Origin of the sequence: Olsenella sp. SW781, assembly GCF_012027725.1 — a bacterium.
Taxonomy (GTDB): Bacteria; Actinomycetota; Coriobacteriia; order Coriobacteriales; family Atopobiaceae; genus Thermophilibacter.
In genome coordinates, this window is sequence record NZ_SJOU01000001.1 from 237835 (window position 1) to 255254 (window position 17420).

The 17420-nt window shown below is 71.5% G+C and carries 15 protein-coding genes; 12 read left to right on the forward strand and 3 right to left on the reverse strand.

The window, feature by feature from the left end; translation table 11 throughout:
* Positions 1-77 precede the first annotated feature (77 nt).
* The 10 genes from aroF (at position 78) to E0L17_RS01105 (ending at position 10036) form a co-directional block, all read left to right on the forward strand.
* Complete coding sequence (aroF, locus tag E0L17_RS01060) at positions 78-1103, forward strand: 3-deoxy-7-phosphoheptulonate synthase (RefSeq protein WP_167929432.1); 1026 nt, start codon at positions 78-80, stop codon at positions 1101-1103.
* Entirely contained in the window at positions 1104-1979 is an 876-nt protein-coding gene (locus E0L17_RS01065; protein WP_353652924.1) for a prephenate dehydrogenase, read from the forward strand.
* Positions 1976-3085 carry a 3-dehydroquinate synthase gene (gene aroB / locus E0L17_RS01070; protein WP_167929433.1) on the forward strand — a complete coding sequence of 370 codons (1110 nt, stop codon included), beginning with the start codon at positions 1976-1978 and terminating at the stop codon, positions 3083-3085. The genes E0L17_RS01065 and aroB overlap by 4 nt, the downstream gene beginning before the upstream one ends.
* A complete protein-coding gene (gene aroA / locus E0L17_RS01075; RefSeq protein WP_167929434.1) occupies positions 3082-4401 on the forward strand; it encodes a 3-phosphoshikimate 1-carboxyvinyltransferase in 1320 nt (439 codons plus the stop codon). Before aroB ends, aroA begins: the two co-directional genes overlap by 4 nt.
* Entirely contained in the window at positions 4401-5516 is a 1116-nt protein-coding gene (gene aroC / locus E0L17_RS01080) for a chorismate synthase (protein ID WP_167929435.1), read from the forward strand. Before aroA ends, aroC begins: the two co-directional genes overlap by 1 nt.
* 29 nt (positions 5517-5545) lie before the next feature.
* Positions 5546-6697 (forward strand): bifunctional chorismate mutase/prephenate dehydratase, encoded by a 1152-nt coding sequence (locus E0L17_RS01085; RefSeq protein WP_167929436.1) that lies wholly within the window; start codon positions 5546-5548, stop codon positions 6695-6697.
* Between the two features lie 9 nt (positions 6698-6706).
* Positions 6707-7987: a shikimate kinase gene (locus E0L17_RS01090; RefSeq protein ID WP_167929463.1), complete on the forward strand. Its 1281-nt coding sequence runs from the start codon at positions 6707-6709 to the stop codon at positions 7985-7987.
* 195 nt (positions 7988-8182) lie between these two features.
* Positions 8183-9136, forward strand: a complete 954-nt coding sequence (aroQ, locus tag E0L17_RS01095; protein ID WP_167929437.1) for a type II 3-dehydroquinate dehydratase — start codon at positions 8183-8185, stop codon at positions 9134-9136.
* Between the two features lie 133 nt (positions 9137-9269).
* Positions 9270-9674 (forward strand): hypothetical protein, encoded by a 405-nt coding sequence (locus E0L17_RS01100; RefSeq protein WP_167929438.1) that lies wholly within the window; start codon positions 9270-9272, stop codon positions 9672-9674.
* Positions 9671-10036: a hypothetical protein gene (locus tag E0L17_RS01105; RefSeq protein ID WP_167929439.1), complete on the forward strand. Its 366-nt coding sequence runs from the start codon at positions 9671-9673 to the stop codon at positions 10034-10036. The genes E0L17_RS01100 and E0L17_RS01105 overlap by 4 nt, the downstream gene beginning before the upstream one ends.
* Here E0L17_RS01105 and E0L17_RS01110 read toward each other — a convergent pair.
* The gene (locus tag E0L17_RS01110; protein WP_167929440.1) at positions 10014-11564 is read right to left on the reverse strand and encodes a helix-turn-helix transcriptional regulator; all 1551 of its coding nucleotides are present in this window, start codon (positions 11562-11564) and stop codon (positions 10014-10016) included. The two genes, E0L17_RS01105 and E0L17_RS01110, sit on opposite strands and share 23 nt — an antisense overlap.
* Positions 11565-11589: 25 nt before the next feature.
* Positions 11590-12189: a 5-formyltetrahydrofolate cyclo-ligase gene (locus E0L17_RS01115; RefSeq protein WP_167929441.1), complete on the reverse strand. Its 600-nt coding sequence runs from the start codon at positions 12187-12189 to the stop codon at positions 11590-11592.
* 151 nt (positions 12190-12340) lie between these two features.
* Between E0L17_RS01115 and trpS the strand changes: the two genes are divergently transcribed.
* A complete protein-coding gene (gene trpS, locus E0L17_RS01120; protein ID WP_167929442.1) occupies positions 12341-13390 on the forward strand; it encodes a tryptophan--tRNA ligase in 1050 nt (349 codons plus the stop codon).
* Positions 13391-13803: 413 nt separating this feature from the next.
* Here the strand turns inward: trpS and argF are convergent, their stop codons facing one another.
* On the reverse strand, positions 13804-14802 hold the full coding sequence (argF, locus tag E0L17_RS01125; RefSeq protein WP_167929443.1) for an ornithine carbamoyltransferase: 999 nt from the start codon (positions 14800-14802) through the stop codon (positions 13804-13806).
* Between the two features lie 202 nt (positions 14803-15004).
* Between argF and ppk1 the strand changes: the two genes are divergently transcribed.
* The coding region (gene ppk1, locus E0L17_RS01130; protein WP_167929444.1) for a polyphosphate kinase 1 at positions 15005-17420 on the forward strand (2416 nt) is incomplete at its 3' end.

Genomic DNA, 17420 nt, shown 5'->3' on the forward strand with positions numbered 1-17420 from the left:
GGCGCGCCGTAACCTCGCGGTCACACGCGCGTGGTATCATCGCGCAGCATTTCACGCACCCAACACAGGAGAAGCGAATGATCGCAGTAGTGAGGGACAGCGCCACAGCCGAGCAGCTCGACCACTTCGTCAGGTGGATCGAGGACCGAGGCTTCAGGACGAACGTCTCCCAGGGAGACAACGAGACCCTGGTCGGCATCATCGGCGACACGACCCGCATCGACCCGTTCCTGCTCGAGAGCATGGACATCGTCGAGCGCGTCCAGCGCGTCTCCGAGCCGTTCAAGCTCGCCAACCGCAAGTTCCACCCCGAGGACACCGTCGTCGACTGCGGGCACGGCGTGCTCGTAGGCGGCGGCCACTTCCAGGTGATCGCCGGGCCGTGCTCGGTCGAGGGCGACAACCTCATGGCCATCGCCCGCGCCGTGCGCGCGGCGGGCGCCACGATGCTGCGCGGTGGCGCGTTCAAGCCGAGGACCTCCCCCTACACGTCCCAGGGCATGGGCGCGCGCGGCCTCGACCTGCTCATGGAGGCGGGCTCCGAGCTCGACATGCCCGTCGTGACCGAGATCATGGACCCGCGCGACGTCGGGCTCTTCCTCGACAGGGGCGTGGACGTCCTCCAGATCGGGGCGAGAAACGCGCAGAACTTCCCGCTCCTGCGCGAGGCCGGCAAGTCCGGCATCCCGGTCCTGCTCAAGCGCGGCATGTCCGAGACCATCGACGAGTTCGTCATGAGCGCCGAGTACGTCATGAGCGAGGGCAACGCCAACGTCATGCTCTGCGAGCGCGGCGTCCGCACCTTCGAGACGCGCACGAGGAACACCTTCGACGTGAACGCTATCCCCGTCCTGCACCACCTCACCCACCTGCCCGTCGTCGGCGACCCGAGCCACGCCACGGGCTACACGCGCTACGTGAGGCCCGCCGCCTACGCGGCCGTCGCCGCGGGGGCCGACGCGCTCGAGATCGAGGTGCACGACTGCCCCGCGAAGGCCTGGTCGGACGGCGCGCAGGCGCTCACGCCGGACCAGTTCGCCGACGCCATGCGGCGCATCGCGCTCATCCGCGAGGCCGTCACCGCCGACCTCGGGGAGGCCTAGGTGGCCGCCCGCGCGCTCGCCCCCGAGGTCGTGCCGGGGCGCATCGGCATCGTGGGGCTCGGCCTCATGGGGGGCTCCTTCGCCAAGGCCTTCGCGGCCGCCGGCGTCGAGGCCTTCGCCTGGAACAGGACGCGCTCCACGCTCGAGCTTGCGATGATAGAGACCGTCTCGGGCGAGCTTACCGACGAGGTGGTGCCGACCTGCGAGCTCCTGATCCTCGCGGGCTACCCCGCCGCGGCCGTATCGTGGCTCGAGGAGATGGCGCCGCTCATCTCCGCCGGCGCCATCGTCATCGACACGGTGGGCGTCAAGCGCGTCATCTGCGAGCGGTGCGAGAAGATCGCGGAGGGTCGCCCCTTCACCTTCGTCGGCTGCCACCCCATGGCGGGGACGCAGTACTCCGGCTTCGCCCACGCGCGCGCCTCGATGTTCAGGGGAGCGCCGATGGTCGTCGTGCCGCCCGAGATGGACGACTTCGAGCGGGCGGACGTCCTCGAGCGCCTGAAGGAGCTCCTCGAGCCGTGCGGCTTCGGCAGCTTCACGCTCGCCACGCCCGCGGAGCACGACCGCGTCATCGCCTTTACCTCGCAGCTCGCCCACGTCGTCTCCAACGCCTACGTCAAGAGCCCGACGGCACGCGCGCATCGGGGGTTCTCGGCGGGCTCCTACCGCGACCTCACGCGCGTCGCCCGCCTGAACGCGCCCATGTGGACGGAGCTCTTCCTCGACAACGCCGACTTCCTCTCCGAGGAGATCGGGACCATCATCCGGAGCCTCTCCGAGTACAAGGAGGCCATCGACGCGCGGGACGCCGCGCGCCTCGAGTCGCTCCTCGCTGAGGGCGACAGGATCAAGAGGGAGGTCGACCGCCGATGAGCGCGCCGTCTTCCGTCGAGCGCGCGGTGCGCGTGAGCGCCGCGTCGGGCGCCTATGATGTCCACGTCGGCGCGGGCGTGCTCGCCCGCGCCGGGGCCATCGCCCGCGAGGCGGCGGGCGGCGGGAGGTGCTGCGTGGTCACGGAGACCAACGTCGGGCCCCTCTACGCCGACGAGCTCGAGGCCTCGCTCGCCTCCGCCGGCTACGAGGTCGCCCCCAGGCTCACCTTCCCGGCCGGAGAGCCCTCGAAGAACCTCGGGACGCTCGCGGGCCTGCTCGAGGGACTCGCCGAGCGCGGCCTCACGCGAGACGACGTCGTCGTCGCGCTCGGGGGCGGCGTGACGGGCGACGTCGCGGGGCTCGCGGCGGCGCTCTACCTCAGGGGCTGCCCCGTGGTGCAGGTCCCCACGTCGCTCCTCGCCATGGTCGACTCCTCCGTCGGCGGCAAGACCGCCGTCGACCTGCCCGCGGGCAAGAACCTCGCGGGCGCGTTCTGGCAGCCGTCCGCCGTGGTGGCCGACGTGCGATGCCTCTCCACCGTATCCCCCGAGCTCTTCCGCGACTCGTGCGGGGAGGTCGTGAAGCACGCCGTCCTCGCCGACGCCCGGATGCTCGACGACCTCACGCGCTCCCCGCTCACCGCGCCGGGCGTCGGCGAGGCGCGCCTCGTCGACGTGGTGGCGAGAAACGTGGAGATTAAGCGCGACGTCGTCGACGCCGACGAGCGCGAGCGCGGGCTTCGCCAGACGCTCAACCTCGGGCACACCCTGGGGCACGCCATCGAGTCGGCGAGCGGGTTCTCCCTCGGGCACGGCTCGTGCGTCGCCGCCGGCCTCTGCATGGTCTCGCGCGCGTCCGCGAGGATGGGGTGGTGCTCCGAGGAGACGGCCGTGCGCATCGTCGCGTGCGTCGAGGCGCACGGGCTGCCCACGGGAAGCGACGTCCCCGCGGAGACGCTCATGGGCTACGTCGGGCATGACAAGAAGCGCCACGGTAACTCCGTGAACCTCGTCGTCCCCGTCGAGCCCGGCAGGGTCGAGGTCCGCCGCGTCGCCCTTGGCGAGCTCGCGCGCATCGTCGAGCTTGGAAGGGGGACCAGATCGTGAACGTGACCATCGAGGCCGGCCCCCTCTCCGGCGAGCTCGACGCCCCCTCCTCGAAGTCGGAGGCGCACCGCCTGCTCGTCTGCGCCGCCTTCGCGCCGGGCGTCACCGACGTCTCCTGCGCCACCTCCTCGGAGGACATCGAGGCCACGGCGTCGTGCCTCGGGGCGCTCGGCGCCCGCATCGCCCGGACGAAGGGCGGCTTCCGCGTGCGCCCCGTGCCCGGCACCTCCGCGACGGACAACCTCCCCGAGGCGCGCCGCGGGGCCCTGCTCGACTGCGGAGAGTCCGGGTCCACGCTGCGCTTCCTCCTGCCCGTCGTCGCCGCGCTCGGCTGCGACGCCCGGCTCACCGGCCGCGGCAGGCTCCCCGAGCGGCCGCTCTCGCCGCTCTACGAGGAGCTCGAGGCGCATGGCGCGACCCTCTCGGGGCAGGGCGTCTTCCCGCTCTCGGTGGGAGGCAGGCTCAGGCCCGGGCGCTTCTCCCTTCCGGGCGACGTCTCCTCGCAGTTCGTGACCGGGCTCCTGCTCGCCGCCCCGCTCCTTCGCGCCCCCGTCGAGGTCGTGGTGGGCGAGCCCGTCGAGTCGGCGCCCTACATCGACATCACCGTCTCCGCCCTCAGGACGTTCGGCGTCGAGGTCTCCGAGGGAGGCGCGGTGACGGACGACGGGCGGCCGGCCCGCTCCTTCGTCGTCTGCGCCCCGGGCGGCTACGTCACGCCCGGCGAGGTGTCCGTGGGCGGCGACTGGTCGAACGCCGCGTTCTGGCTCGCCGCGGGCGCGATCGGGGAGGGCGGCGTCGCCGTGCGGGGGCTCGACCTCGCGAGCGCCCAGGGCGACCGCCAGGTCCTCGCCGCGCTCGCCCTGCTCGGCGCCCGGGTGCTGCGCCGCCCGGGCGGCGCCGCGTGCGAGCTCGACCGCCTGCGCGGCCGCGAGCTCGACGTGAGCAGCTGCCCCGACCTCGTGCCGCCCCTCGCCGCCGTCGCCGCCGTCGCGGAGGGCACGACGCGCGTGCGCGGCGCGGCGCGGCTGCGCATCAAGGAGTCGGACCGCCTCGAGACCGTCTCCGCCGCGATCCGCGCCCTTGGGGGCCGCGCGCGGGCCCTCGACGACGGCCTCGTCATCGAGGGCGTGCCCGAGCTCGCCGGCGGCACCGTCGACGCGGCGAACGACCACCGCATCGCCATGATGGCCGCGATTCTCGCGTCCCGCTGCTCCGGCCCCGTGACCATCCTCGGGGCGGAGTGCGTCGCCAAGTCCTACCCCGCCTTCTTCGAGGACCTCGCGGCCCTCGGGGGCATCGTCAGAAAGGAGCGGTGATGCCGTCCTCGTTTGGCACCGCGCTCAGGGTCACCGTGTTCGGCCAGTCGCACTCCCCCGCCGTCGGGTGCGTCGTGGAGGGACTCCCCTCGGGGCTGCCCGTCGACCTCGAGGCCCTCTCGGCCTTCGTGGCGCGCCGCGCCCCCGGAAACGACCCCTGGGGGACGCCGCGCAAGGAGCCGGACGCCCCCCGCATCGTCTCAGGGCTCAACCCCGACGGGCGCACCTGCGGCGCTCCGCTCGCCGCCGTCATCGAGAACACCAACACCCGCTCGCGCGACTACAACAACCTCCTCGCCGTGCCGCGGCCGGGGCACGCCGACTTCGCCGCCTGGGCCAAGTGGCACGGGGAGCAGGACGTGCCGGGCGGCGGCCACTTCTCCGGCCGGCTCACCGGCCCGCTCTGCGTTGCGGGCGGGATAGCCCTCCAGTGGCTCGCCACCAGGGGCGTGAGCGTGCGCGCCCACGTCGCCGAGCTCGCCGGCATCTCCGACGAGCCCTTCTCCGCGCTCGACAACTCGCCCGCCTCGCTCGAACTTCTCGCCCGCCAGATGGCCGCCCTCGCCGACGGGAGGCGCATGCCGATCGTGGACGGGACGGCGGGCGAGCGCATGGTCGAGGCCGTCATGGACGCACGGTCGCGCAAGGACACGCTCGGCGGCATCGTCGAGTGCGTCGCCACGGGCCTGCCCGCGGGGGCGGGCTCGCCGATGTTCGACGGCGTGGAGAACGTCATGGCGCGCGCCCTCTTCGGCATCCCCGCGGTGAAGGGCGTCGAGTTCGGGCGCGGCTTCGGCGTGGCCCGGCTCTCCGGCACGCAGAACAACGACCCCTACGAGGTCCGCGGCGGCGCCTGCGTCCCCGCGACCAACAACGCCGGCGGCATCCTCGGCGGCATCACGACGGGCGCCCCGGTGCTCGTGCGCTGCGCCTTCAAGCCCATATCCAGCGTCATGGTCGAGCAGGACTCCGTCGACCTCACGACGATGGAGCCGGCGCGGCTCAAGGTGCACGGCCGCCACGACACCACGGCGGTCATCCGGGCGGTCCCCGTGGTCGAGGCGGTCTGCGCGCTCGCGCTCGCGGACGTCCTTCTCGCCTGGCCCGCCGAGTGACGCCCACAGGCGACTAAGAAAGGTTTGACATGCCTGAGCTCTCTGAACTTCGACGTGAGATAGACCGCATAGACGGGGAGATCTTCCGGCTCTTCTCGGAGCGCGCCGGCGTGGCCGAGCAGGTCGCGGCCTACAAGCGCGAGCGCGGCATGCGCGTCTTCGACCCCGCCCGCGAGCGCGCGAAGGTCGCGGACGCCGCGGAGCGCGCGCCCGAGGACCTGGCGACCTACGCCCAGGTGCTGATGGAGCTCCTCATGGAGGCCTCCCGGGCGCGCCAGCACGCGCTGCTCTCCGACGTGGCGGACGACGGCACCCTCGCGCTCGTCGAGCGCGCCCGCGCGGAGACGCCGGAGCTTTTCCCCCGCTCGGCGCACGTCTCGTGCCAGGGGGTCGAGGGGGCCTACTCGCAGATCGCGGCGGAGCGCATCTTCCGCCGCCCCTCGATCAGCTACGCCGCGACGTTCGACGGCGTGTTCCGCGCCGTCGAGCAGGGCGCCGCGGACTACGGCGTCATCCCCGTCGAGAACTCCACCGCCGGCTCGGTGAACCAGGTCTTCGACCTCATGATGGAGCACTCGTTCTACGTGGTGCGCACCACCCGCGTGAAGGTGGACCACAACCTGCTCGCCCTGCCCGGCGCCGAGCTTTCCGGCATCCGCGAGATATTCAGCCACGAGCAGGCGATCAACCAGTGCGCGGAGTTCCTCTCCGGCCTGCCCGACGTCCGGGTGCGCGTCTGCGAAAACACCGCGGCGGCGGCCAAGGGGGTCGCCGAGTCCGGCCGGCTCGACGTCGCCGCGCTCTCGTCGCTCCCCTGCGCCGGCCTCTACGGCCTCGAGGTGCTCTCCGCCGACGTCCAGGACCGCGACAACAACTACACGCGCTTCGCATGCATCTCCAAGAGCCTCGAGGTCTACCCCGGCGCGGACCGCACCTCCCTCATGATCGTGCTGCCCCACGAGCCCGGCGCCCTCTACAAGCTGCTCGCCAAGTTCTACGCGCTCGACATCAACCTCCTCAAGCTCGAGAGCCGCCCCATCCCCGAGCGCGACTTCGAGTTCATGTTCTACTTCGACATCGAGTGCCCGGTCGCGGCGCCCGAGTTCTCCTCCCTCCTGGCGACGCTCTCCCCGCTCTGCCAGGAGTTCCGCTACCTCGGGAGCTATGCGGAGGTGATCTAGGTGGCGGGCATGAGGGGCCTCGGCGAGGCGAGCTTCGGCCTCGTGGGGCGCTCGCTCGGGCACAGCTGGTCGCCGCAGATCCACGCGCGGCTGGGCTCCGCCCCCTACGCGCTCGTGGAGGTCGAGCCGGACGGGCTCGCCCCCCTCGTGCGCGACGGCGCGTGGCGCGGCCTCAACGTGACCATCCCCTACAAGCGCGAGGCGGCGGCCCTCGCGGACGTGCGCTCCCCCGCCGTGGAGCGGATCGGCGCGGCGAACACCCTCGTGCGAGCCGAGGACGGGAGCGTCGTCGCCGAGAACACCGACGTCCTCGGCTTCTCCTGGATGCTCGCTCGCTTCTGCCGAGAGCGCCTCGGGGGCTCGCCGCGCGACCTCCTCGAGGGCGAGAAGGTCCTCGTCCTCGGGAGCGGCGGCGCGAGCCAGGCCGTCGTCGACGCGCTCGAGCACGTCGCCGGGGCGCGCGCCGTCGTGATCTCGCGCTCGGGCGCCGAGACCTACGCCACCCTCGTCGAGCGCCATGCGGACGCAGCGCTCCTCGTCAACACCACGCCCGTGGGCATGTTCCCGCGCTGCCCCGCGACGCCCGTCCCCGAGGGGGACCTCGCGCGCCTCGCGGGGCTCAGGGGCGTGCTCGACGTGGTCTACAACCCCGAGCGCACCGGGCTCTGCCTCTGCGCCGAGCGCCTCGGTCTCCCAAGCGAGTCGGGCCTCGCCATGCTCGTCGCCCAGGCGCTCTACGCGAGCGAGCTCTTCCAGGGCCGCCCGATCGACGACGCCGTCGTCCCCCGGATCGAGCGCGAGATTCGCTCCCAGACCCAGAACGTGGTGCTCGTCGGCATGCCCGGCGCCGGCAAGACGAGCTGCGGCAGGGCCCTCGCCCGCGCGCTCGGCAGGCCGCTCGTCGACATAGACGAGGTCATCGCCACCGAGCAGGGCCGCAGCGCCGCCCAGATCATCCGCGAGGACGGCGAGGGGGCCTTCCGCGCGGTCGAGTCCGAGGTCACCGGCCGCTACGGCGCCCGCTCCGGCCTCGTCATCGCCTGCGGCGGGGGCGTCGTCACGCGCCCGGAGAACTACGCCCCGCTGCACCAGAACGGCACGATCGTCCTTCTCGACCGCCCGGTCGACCAGCTCGGCACCGAGGGCCGCCCGGTCTCGCAGTCGCGCGGCGTCGAGGCGCTCGCGGCCGAGCGCATGCCGCTCTACCGCGCCTGGGCGGACCTCGTCGTGACGTGCACGGGGACGCCCCAGGGCGACGCCGCGCTCGTCCGGTCCCGCCTCGGCCTGTAGCGGCGCGCGAGGCGCGCGGACTTGTGGCGTTTTGCCGGAGCCTCGACCGCCCGCCGCGCCGCTCGGCGGGATGGGCGGCGCGGCGGCGCGACACACGTATACTAGCCATTCAAAAAGACGGATGACGCAGTCGTATGACGGTGAGTGGAGACGGGGCTCTGACTCGCGATTCGACGACGGGGAAAGGATCGCGGAGTGGACAGGCACCAGATCGCAGAGGAGGTCCTCGCGGCCATCGGCGGGGGCAAGAACGTCATGGCCAACGACATCTGCATGACCCGCCTCAGGCTCGTGACCGAGGACCCCTCGCTCGTCGACACCGACCAGCTCTCCGCCGCGCGCGGCGTGCTCGGCTTCGTGAGGAGCGGGGACAACGGCATCGAGGTCGTCTTCGGGCCCGGCAAGGCCGAGGCCGTCCACGACGAGATCGCACGCATGACCGGCGTCGACACGAGCGACGTCGAGCAGGGCCCCTCCTTCCTCCCCCAGCAGAGCTCAATCAGGGTCCACATCACCCCCGCCCGCCTTCGCCCCGCCCCGGTGGCGCCCGCCGCGCCCGCGGCGGACGACGAGCGCTCCCCCGTGGACGAGCTCGTCAGCCTGCTGAGCGAGATCGAGCCCTCTGACGCCGACCTCGACGCGGAGGACGATGACGACGCCCTCGAGGCGACCGAGGACGACGAGGGGCGCGGCGAGCCCGAGCGCAGGAAGCCGCGGGTCCTCGTGATCAACGGCCCCAACATCAACATGCTCGGCATCCGCGAGCCGGACATCTACGGGCACGACACCTATCAGGCCCTTCTCGGCATCTGCCAGGCGAGCGCCCGCGACGCCGGCTTTGCGGACTGCACCTGCTTCCAGTCCAACCACGAGGGCGACCTCATCGACGCCATCCAGGACGCCTACGGAAGCTACGACGGCATCGTCATCAACCCAGGCGCCTACACGCACACCTCCATCGCCATCCTCGACGCCGCGAAGGCGGTGGGCCTGCCCATGGTCGAGGTGCACATCTCCAAGCTCGACGAGCGCGAGGAGTTCCGCCAGGTCTCCTACATCCGCGCCGCCTGCTTCGAGACGATCACCGGCCTCGGCCTGGACGGCTACCGCAAGGCGATGTTCGACCTTGCGGGGCACCTCGGGCTCTAGCGCGACGTTGCCTCCGGGCCCACGAGCCCGGGGTCCACAGGCGGTTGGGCGATCGCATCCCCCGGGACGACAGACGCTCCTCTCGACATCTGCCAGGATCTAGGCGAGAGGAACCCCGTCGAAGGAGGCCGCCATGAAGCCCCGTCCCCCTGCCAAGCTCGTGCTCCCCGTCGTGTACCTCGCCGTCTGGGGAGGCTCCGTCGCCGGCATCTGGATGGCCGACGACGCGGGCCTCATGGGCGCCATCATCCTGTGGCTCTACCTCCTCATGCCCGCCGTGACCCTGGGGACGTCGGTCGCCGCCGCGCTGCTCGACGCCTACGGGAGGGCCACGTGGCTCTGGGCGCCCGCCTGCGGCGTCGGGCTCATGCTCGTGCCCTCCCTCACGACGTCGCTCGCCAACACGCTCGCCACGGGCAACGTCCACGCGCCCGACCTCGGCGTCTTTGCCGTCGGGACGGCCATCTCGCTCGTGGGACTCCTGGCCGGGCGAGCTGCGGGGGCCCTCCGACGGCGGCGAGGGGGCGGTCGGGCATGAGGCCGCGTTCGGGGGCTTCCCTGTCGCTTGCCTACCTCGGCGCGTGGGCGGTCGCGGCCGTCGTGCTCCTCGCCGCCCGTGAGGGCGCGTTCGGCCCGCCCCGGCTGGCATGGCCGGCCCTGCTCGCGCTCTACCTCCTCATGCCCGCGGCGGCGGTCGGGGTCTCCTACGCGGCGGGGCGCGGGGGCGCGTTCGGGCGATGCGCGTGGGCGCCGATCCTGGCGATAGGCGTGCTCCAGCAGGCGCTCCACTGCTTCACGCCCCACTTCTACCTGAGCGCCATCGAGCTCTGCCTGAGCCTCGGGGTGTCGCTCATCGCCTACCTCGTGGGATACGTGGTCAGGCGCGTGCGGGAATCCTGAGCGCCTCCCTGAGCTCTGCCGCGCTGTGCACCCCAAGGGCCCGGTAGACGCGGCTCCGGTACGACTTGACCGTGCCGCGCGCGAGGTGCAGGCGCTCGCACACCTCGGGCTCGCCCATGCCGCCGGCGAGGCAGAGCGCCACCTCCACCTGCGTCTCACTGAGCCCGCGCTCGCTCAGGAGCTCCCGCGCGAGCGCGTCATGGCGCGGGGCGTCGCCGCGCTCGGGCCCGAAGGCGCGACCGAAGGCAAGCGCGGTCAGGGCGGCGACGAGGAGCCACGCCCCGTCGAGCGGGCCGGGCTCGGGGAGGACGACCCTCGCCACCGCGTCCTGAGAAAGTGCGATCAGAGCGAGACCCATGAGACCCGAGGCCTCGGGCGCACGGCAGGCGAGCTCCTGCGACCCCGCCCTGAGGACGCGGCGCGCCCGCGAGGCGGGGGCGTCCCCGGGCTCGCGGCGCGCGATGTCCGCGCCCAGAAGCGCGAGCGCCGCGACGACGAGCAGCGCTCCCGCGAGGCGACGTGGCCACGTCGAGACGACGAGCGCGGGGACGAGGGGCGCGACCAGCGCCGTGACGAGCCCCTTGTCCCAGGAGGGCGAAGTGCCGAGGCGCTCGCCGAGCGCATGGGCGCCGCCGGTGTCCGCGCCCAGGAGGACGAAGCACGAGAGCGAGACCGAGACGAGCAGCGCGCCGGCAACGACGCAGGCGCTGGAAAGCGACGAGGGCGCCAGGAGGGTGACCAGCGAGGCGCAGGGCGGCGTGGCCGCGGCCAGCGCCTCCGCAAGCCGCCGCGCGCGGCTCTCGCCAGCTCGGTCGTCCTTCTCGCCCCGCGCCCCTCCGGCCTCTTTCGCGAGGGCCTCGAGCTCGTCCTTCGAGCCGACGCCCAGCTTCTCGTAGCCCCTCGAGCGCAGGGTGCCGACGGTCGACTCCGAGACGCCGAGCGCGCGGGCGATCTGGGGGCGCGTCTCGCCGGCAAGGGTCCTCTCCAGCACCTCCGCCTCACGCGGGCTGAGGGGGCGGGCGGCGAGGGAGGCGAGGGGCGCGGAGGCGTCAGCGGGCTTACCGCCGCGGGACGAAAGCGCCCTGACCGCGAGCACCGCCACGACCGCGCACGTCGCGAGCGAGAGCGACGCGAGCGCGACGGCGGGCGAGGGGGCCGGGAGGAGGGCGCAGGCGAGGACGGCGACGCCAGAGACCGAGAAGAGCTCCCGCTCGGGAACGCCCGCCCCCACGGCCAGGCATATCAGGCCGATGAGCGAGACCGTCGAGAGGGCGACCGCGAGGGCAGAGGGGAGCTGCAGTCCCAGCGCCCGAGCGGCGGCGCAGAGCGCGAGGGCTGACGTGGCAACCCCGCCGGCCGCCACCATCGCGCGCCGGCAGCGCTCGGAGGAGACGGGGTCCGCCGCGCCGAGCAGCCTCCCGACGAGGACGAGGGCGGAGGCGAGGGGAACGGAAAGGGGGAGCGCGCACGCGGAGGTCAGAAGGCAGGCGATCCAGGCGAGCGCGAGCGGTCCCCGGCGACGACCCATGTGGGCACGCGCGGACAAGGGAGCCCTACCGGTCGCGGCAGCTCCAGACGGCGCCCTCCGTGGCGATGAAGTCAACGGGAACGTCATGGCCGTCCGTCGGGAGCGGGTTGGAGGAGAGCATCGTCGTGCGCGCGAGGCCGATCTTGTCGCCGGGATAGAACGCGAGGAAGCGGTCGTAGTAGCCGCCGCCGTAGCCCACGCGGTGTCCGGCCCCGTCGAAGACGAGGCCCGGGACGAGGCATACCGAGCCGACCATATCGGGCGTGGTCACGACCGGCGCGTCCGCGGCGGGCTCGAGGATGCGCATCGTGCGCGGGACGAGCTCGTCGAGCGAGCGGATCTCGTGGAAGGCCATGTCGTGGGCCTCGAGGTCGACCCTCGGGACGGCGACGCGCCGCCCCTCCGCGAGCAGCGACTCGATGAGGGGGCGCGTCCCCACCTCCGCCTCGCGCGACACGTACGTCAGCACGAGGGAGGCCTCGGAGAAGAGCGGGAACGCCTCGAGGGCGCTTCGTATCGAGGCGTCGCTCTCAAGGCGGGAGCGTGCCGGGATGGTGCGACGAGCGACGAGGTAGTTGCTCCTGAGCGAGCTCTTGTCGGCGTCCGTCCCGTATGAGCTCGCCATGGCCTCTCCCCTCTCTCGCTGAAGCAATGGGACCATTCTAGCAGTGAATCCCCGACGCACCCGCCTCGTGGCGGGCAATTCAACCCGTTTTGCCGTACCATAGGGTGCCGTGTGAACGCTGACGCGCCATGGCGCGACGAAGGGGGAAGACATGCCCAACGAGGGTAGCTACGAGGCCGCAAAGCGCAGGAGCGACGAGGTCCACGCCGACCTTCTCGTCCATCCCGAGAACTACACGATGCTCACGGGCGACCGCCCGACGGGCCGGCTCCACCTCGGTCACTACTTCGGCACGCTCGTCGACCGCGTGCGCCTGCAGGACATGGGCGTGCGCACCAACATCATCATCGCCGACTACCAGGTCATCACCGACCGCGACACCACCGAGCACATCCGCGACAACGTCTACAACATGGTCATCGACTACCTCGCGTGCGGGATCGACCCGGCCAAGACGATGATCTTCACGCACTCCGCGGTGCCCGAGCTCAACCAGCTCATGCTCCCCTTCCTCTCCCTCGTGACCGAGGCCGAGATGGAGCGCAACCCCACCGTCAAGGCCGAGCAGGAGGCCTCCGGCCACGCGCTCACGGGGCTTCTGCTCACCTACCCCGTGCACCAGGCCTGTGACATCCTCTTCTGCAAGGGCAACATCGTGCCCGTGGGCCGCGACCAGCTCCCCCACATCGAGATCACCTCCAAGATCGCCCGCCGCTTCAACGAGCGCTACGGCAAGGTCTTCCCCGACGTGACGGGCCTTCTCACCTCCACGCCGCTGCTTCCCGGCCTCGACGGCCGCAAGATGAGCAAGTCCTACGGCAACGCGATCTCCATCTCCATGACCGCGGAGGAGACGGCAAGGCTCATCAAGAAGTCCAAGAGCGACTCCGAGCGCAACATCACCTTCGACCCCGAGAACCGCCCGGAGATCTCCGGTCTTCTCACCACGGCCGGCATCTGCACCGGCCGTGACCCGAAAGAGATCGCCGAGGAGATCGGCATGGGCGGCGCGGGCCAGCTCAAGCGCGTGGTGACCGAGGCCGTCAACGGCTACTTCGCCCCCATCCGCGAGCGCCGCGCGGAGATCGAGAAGGACATGGGCTACGTGGCCGACGTCCTGCACGAGGGCAACCGCCGCGCCCGCGAGATCGCGGCCGCGACCCTCGACGAGGTCCGCGAGGCCATGGGCATGGTGTACTAGGCGAGCCTGAGGCCCCGCGCCTCTCGCGACACCCTGGGTTCCGCCGCGCCCTGCGGTCCGGGCGCACAGACTCGATGTGACGCGGTCGGGAAGCACGGGCCGCCGCTCAAATCCGGAACTGAGCGCGACGGCGTGCTCAGTTCCGGAAATGAGCGGCGGCCCGTGCTCAGATTCGGATTTGAGCGCCGGGGTACGGGGCCTTGCCGGCGGCGCGCGACCTCGACCTGCGTGAGCGTGGCCGGCCGGGGGGCCGACATCCTCGCGTGCCGCCGCAACGGGCCCGTCGCGGCACTCAGTTCCGGATTTGAGCGCCGGCCCCTACTCAGTTCCGGATTTGCGTACCGGCCCGTGCTCAAATCCGGATTTGCGTGCGAGGCGGGTATCCGCCGTACGCTGTCCGTCCGAGCGTATGGCTACTTCAACGTGGCGTACATCACGGCCTTGATGCTGTGCAGGCGGTTCTCCGCCTCGTCGAAGACGCGGCTGCGCGGCCCCTCGAAGACCTCGTCGGTCACCTCGAGCTCGGCCAGGCCGAACTTCTGGTAGACCTCCTCGCCGATCGTGGTCTTGCGGTCGTGGAAGCTCGGCAGGCAGTGCATGAAGATCGCGTCGGGAGCCGCCTTGGCCATGAGCTCGGCGTTCACCTGGTACGGAGAGAGCAGGCGGATGCGCTCGCCCCAGAGGTCGGCGGACTCGCCCATGGAGACCCAGATGTCGGTGTAGATGACGCTCGCGCCGCGCGCGCCCTCCTCGACGTCTGCCGTGAGGGTGATCGTGGCGCCCGTCTCGGCGGCGATCGCGCGGCACGTCTCGACCAGCTCGGCGGAGGGCATCTGCTCGGCGGGACCGCACGCGCAGAAGTCAATCCCCAGCTTGGCGCACACCACCATGAGCGAGTTGCCGACGTTGTTGCCGGCGTCGCCCATGAAGGTCACCTTGCGGCCGGCCATGCCGCCACGCCCGAACTCCTCCTCCATCGTGAGGACGTCGGCGAGCATCTGCGTGGGGTGGAACTCCGTGGTGAGACCGTTCCAAACGGGAACGCCGGCGTACTCGGCGAGCTCCTCAACGCGCTCCTGCCCGAAGCCGCGGTACTCGATGCCGTCGAACATGCGGCCGAGCACGCGCGCCGTGTCGGCGATGGACTCCTTCTTGCCGATCTGGCTCGCGGAGGGGTCGAGGTAGACGGCGTGCATGCCGAGGTCCGCCGCGCCCACCTCGAACGCGCAGCGCGTGCGCGTGGAGGTCTTCTCAAAGACGAGGGCGACGTTTCTGCCCTCGAGGTAGCGGTGCGGCTCGTGCGCGCGCTTCTTGGCTTTGAGGTCGGCGGAGAGGTCGAGCAGATAGCGGATCTCGTCAGGGGTGAAGTCGAGGAGCTTGAGGAAGCTCCGCCCAGAGAGGCTCACGGACATGTTCTTCTCCTTCCGGGCGCGGCCCGTCGCTGGTTTGCTGAGGAGAGCATTGTATTCCCTGCCGCTCGCCGACGCGCACGGCAGGACGGGGCGCTTTGCACAACCTTAACGGTCGCAGGCGCGGAGCGGCGCCGCGCAAGCGGTACTATGTGAGAATAGCCGTGAGGTAGGCTCACACCACAACGCTGTTGAAAGGTTCGCGATGAGCAAGGACAAGACGAGAGACGCCGCAGACCAGGACGTCAAGAAGGGCGCCAAGACGGCACGCCGCGAGAAGGAGCTCGAGAAGGCCGCCGAGAAGTACGCCGGCAAGGACAAGGACGGCAAGCGCGACTTCTCCTACACCCAGAACCGAGAGATCAGCTGGCTGCGCTTCGACGACCGCATCCTCGACGAGGCCTACGACCCCGACGTCCCCATCTTCGAGCGCCTCAAGTTCTGCGAGATCGTCGAGTCCAACCTCGACGAGTGGTTCATGATCCGCGTGGGCGGCCTCTCCGACCTCGCCTCGCTCAAGAACCAGCCGCGCGACAACAAGTCCAACCAGACGCCCGCCGAGCAGCTCGACGGCATCTTCGAGGCCCTGCCCGCCCTCGTGGAGCGTCACGAGCGCGGCCTCGCCGAGGTCGAGTCGCTCCTCGCCGAGAAGGGCCTCGTGCGGGTCTCCCCCGCCGAGTACACCGACGAGGACCGCACCGCCGTACGCCGGCACTTCGAGCGCCGCCTCGCGCCGATCATCTCCCCCCTCATCGTCGACCCGCGCCACCCCTTCCCCAACCTGAGGAACGGGCGGCTCTTCGTGGCCTGCTCGCTCGACGGCGTCGACGAGACGGGCCTTCTCGGCATCATCGAGGTGCCGCGCACCGAGGCACGCGTCGTCGCGCTGCCCTCCGGGCCCAAGACCTGGCGCTACACCCTGCTCGAGGACGTCCTCGAGACCTCGCTCGACCAGTGCTTCGGAGACTACGTCCCCAAGCGCTCCGCGGTGCTGCGCGTCACGCGCAACGCGGACATCGACCCCGACGGCGAGGGAGTCGAGGAGGAGGAGGACTACCGCCAGCACATGAAGAAGGTCCTCAAGCTCCGCCAGCGCCTCCAGCCCGTCCGCCTGGAGATCCGCGGCAAGCTCGGCAAGAAGCTCGAGGACCTCGTCGCCGGCGAGCTCTCGCTCGAGCCTCGCCGGATCTTCCACCTCGAGCGCCCCATCGACCTCGGGTACGTCTACGGGCTCGAGCCCCACATCCCCGACCACGTTCACACCGCCTGCGTCTACCGTCCCTTCGAGCCGCAGATCTCCCCCATGGTCGACCTCTCGCGCCCGATGCGCGGGCAGGTGGAGGACCACGACGTCCTGCTCACCTACCCCTACGAGTCCATGACGCCGCTGCTGCGCCTCGTGCGCGAGGCCTCCGCCGACGACGCGTGCATCTCCATCAAGATCACGCTCTACCGCGTGGCCAAGAGCTCGCACCTCTGCGAGAGCCTCATCAGCGCCGCCGAGGCGGGCAAGGACGTCACCGTCCTCATGGAGCTGCGCGCCCGCTTCGACGAGGCCAACAACATCGCCTGGGCGGAGCGCCTCGAGGACGCCGGCTGCACCGTCATCTACGGCTCCGAGGGCTTCAAGTGCCACTCCAAGATCTGCCAGATCACCTATCACGACCGCGACGGCATCCGCCGCATCACGTGCCTCGGCACCGGCAACTTCAACGAGAAGACCGCGACGCTCTACTCCGACTTCATGCTGCTCACCGCCGACGAGGGCATCGGCGCGGACGGCAACACGTTCTTCCGCAACCTCTCCCTCGGCAACCTCCGCGGCACCTATCGCCAGCTCGGCGTGGCGCCCGTGGGCCTGAAGCCGCTCGTCATGCGCGGCCTCGACCGCGAGATCGCCCGCGCCCGCGAGGGCGCGCCGGCGCGCGTCTTCTTCAAGATGAACTCGCTCACGGACCGCGACGTCATCGACAAGATCTCCGAGGCCTGCGAGGCCGGCGTCAAGGTCGTCATGATCGTGCGCGGCATCTGCTGCATCAAGGCGGGCGTCCCGGGCAAGACCGACGGCCTCGTGGTGCGCCAGATCGCCGGCCGCTTCCTCGAGCACGCGCGCATCTACGCCTTCGGCGAGTACTCGGACACGATCTACCTCTCGAGCGCCGACATGATGACGAGAAACACCGAGCGCCGCGTGGAGATCGCCTACCCCGTGCGCGACCCCGCCTGCTCGGAGATCGTCCGCCACTTCATCGAGCTCCAGCTCTCGGACAACGTCAAGGCGCGCCAGCTCACGGCCGACGGCACCTGGGCGCGCGTCGAGTCCAGCCCCGACGACCCGCGCGTCATCTGCCAGGAGGTCCTCCTCAAGGAGGCCTACGAGCGCGCGAGGGTGGCCGTCGAGGAGCGCGCGGCCGCCGCGAGGGCGGACCGCTTCGAGCCCGAGCCCGAGGCGGCCCCGGCGCTCACGCCCGTCGAGGACGCGGTGGCTGCCGAGGAGCCGGGCGAGGAGGCCGCTGGGGCGGCCGCCGACGCGGCCCCCGTCCCCTGCGTCTTCTACACATCTGGCGCCGGCGACGACCCTCCCGGCGGCGTGTCTGGACGGGGACGCTCATGTGTCGCCC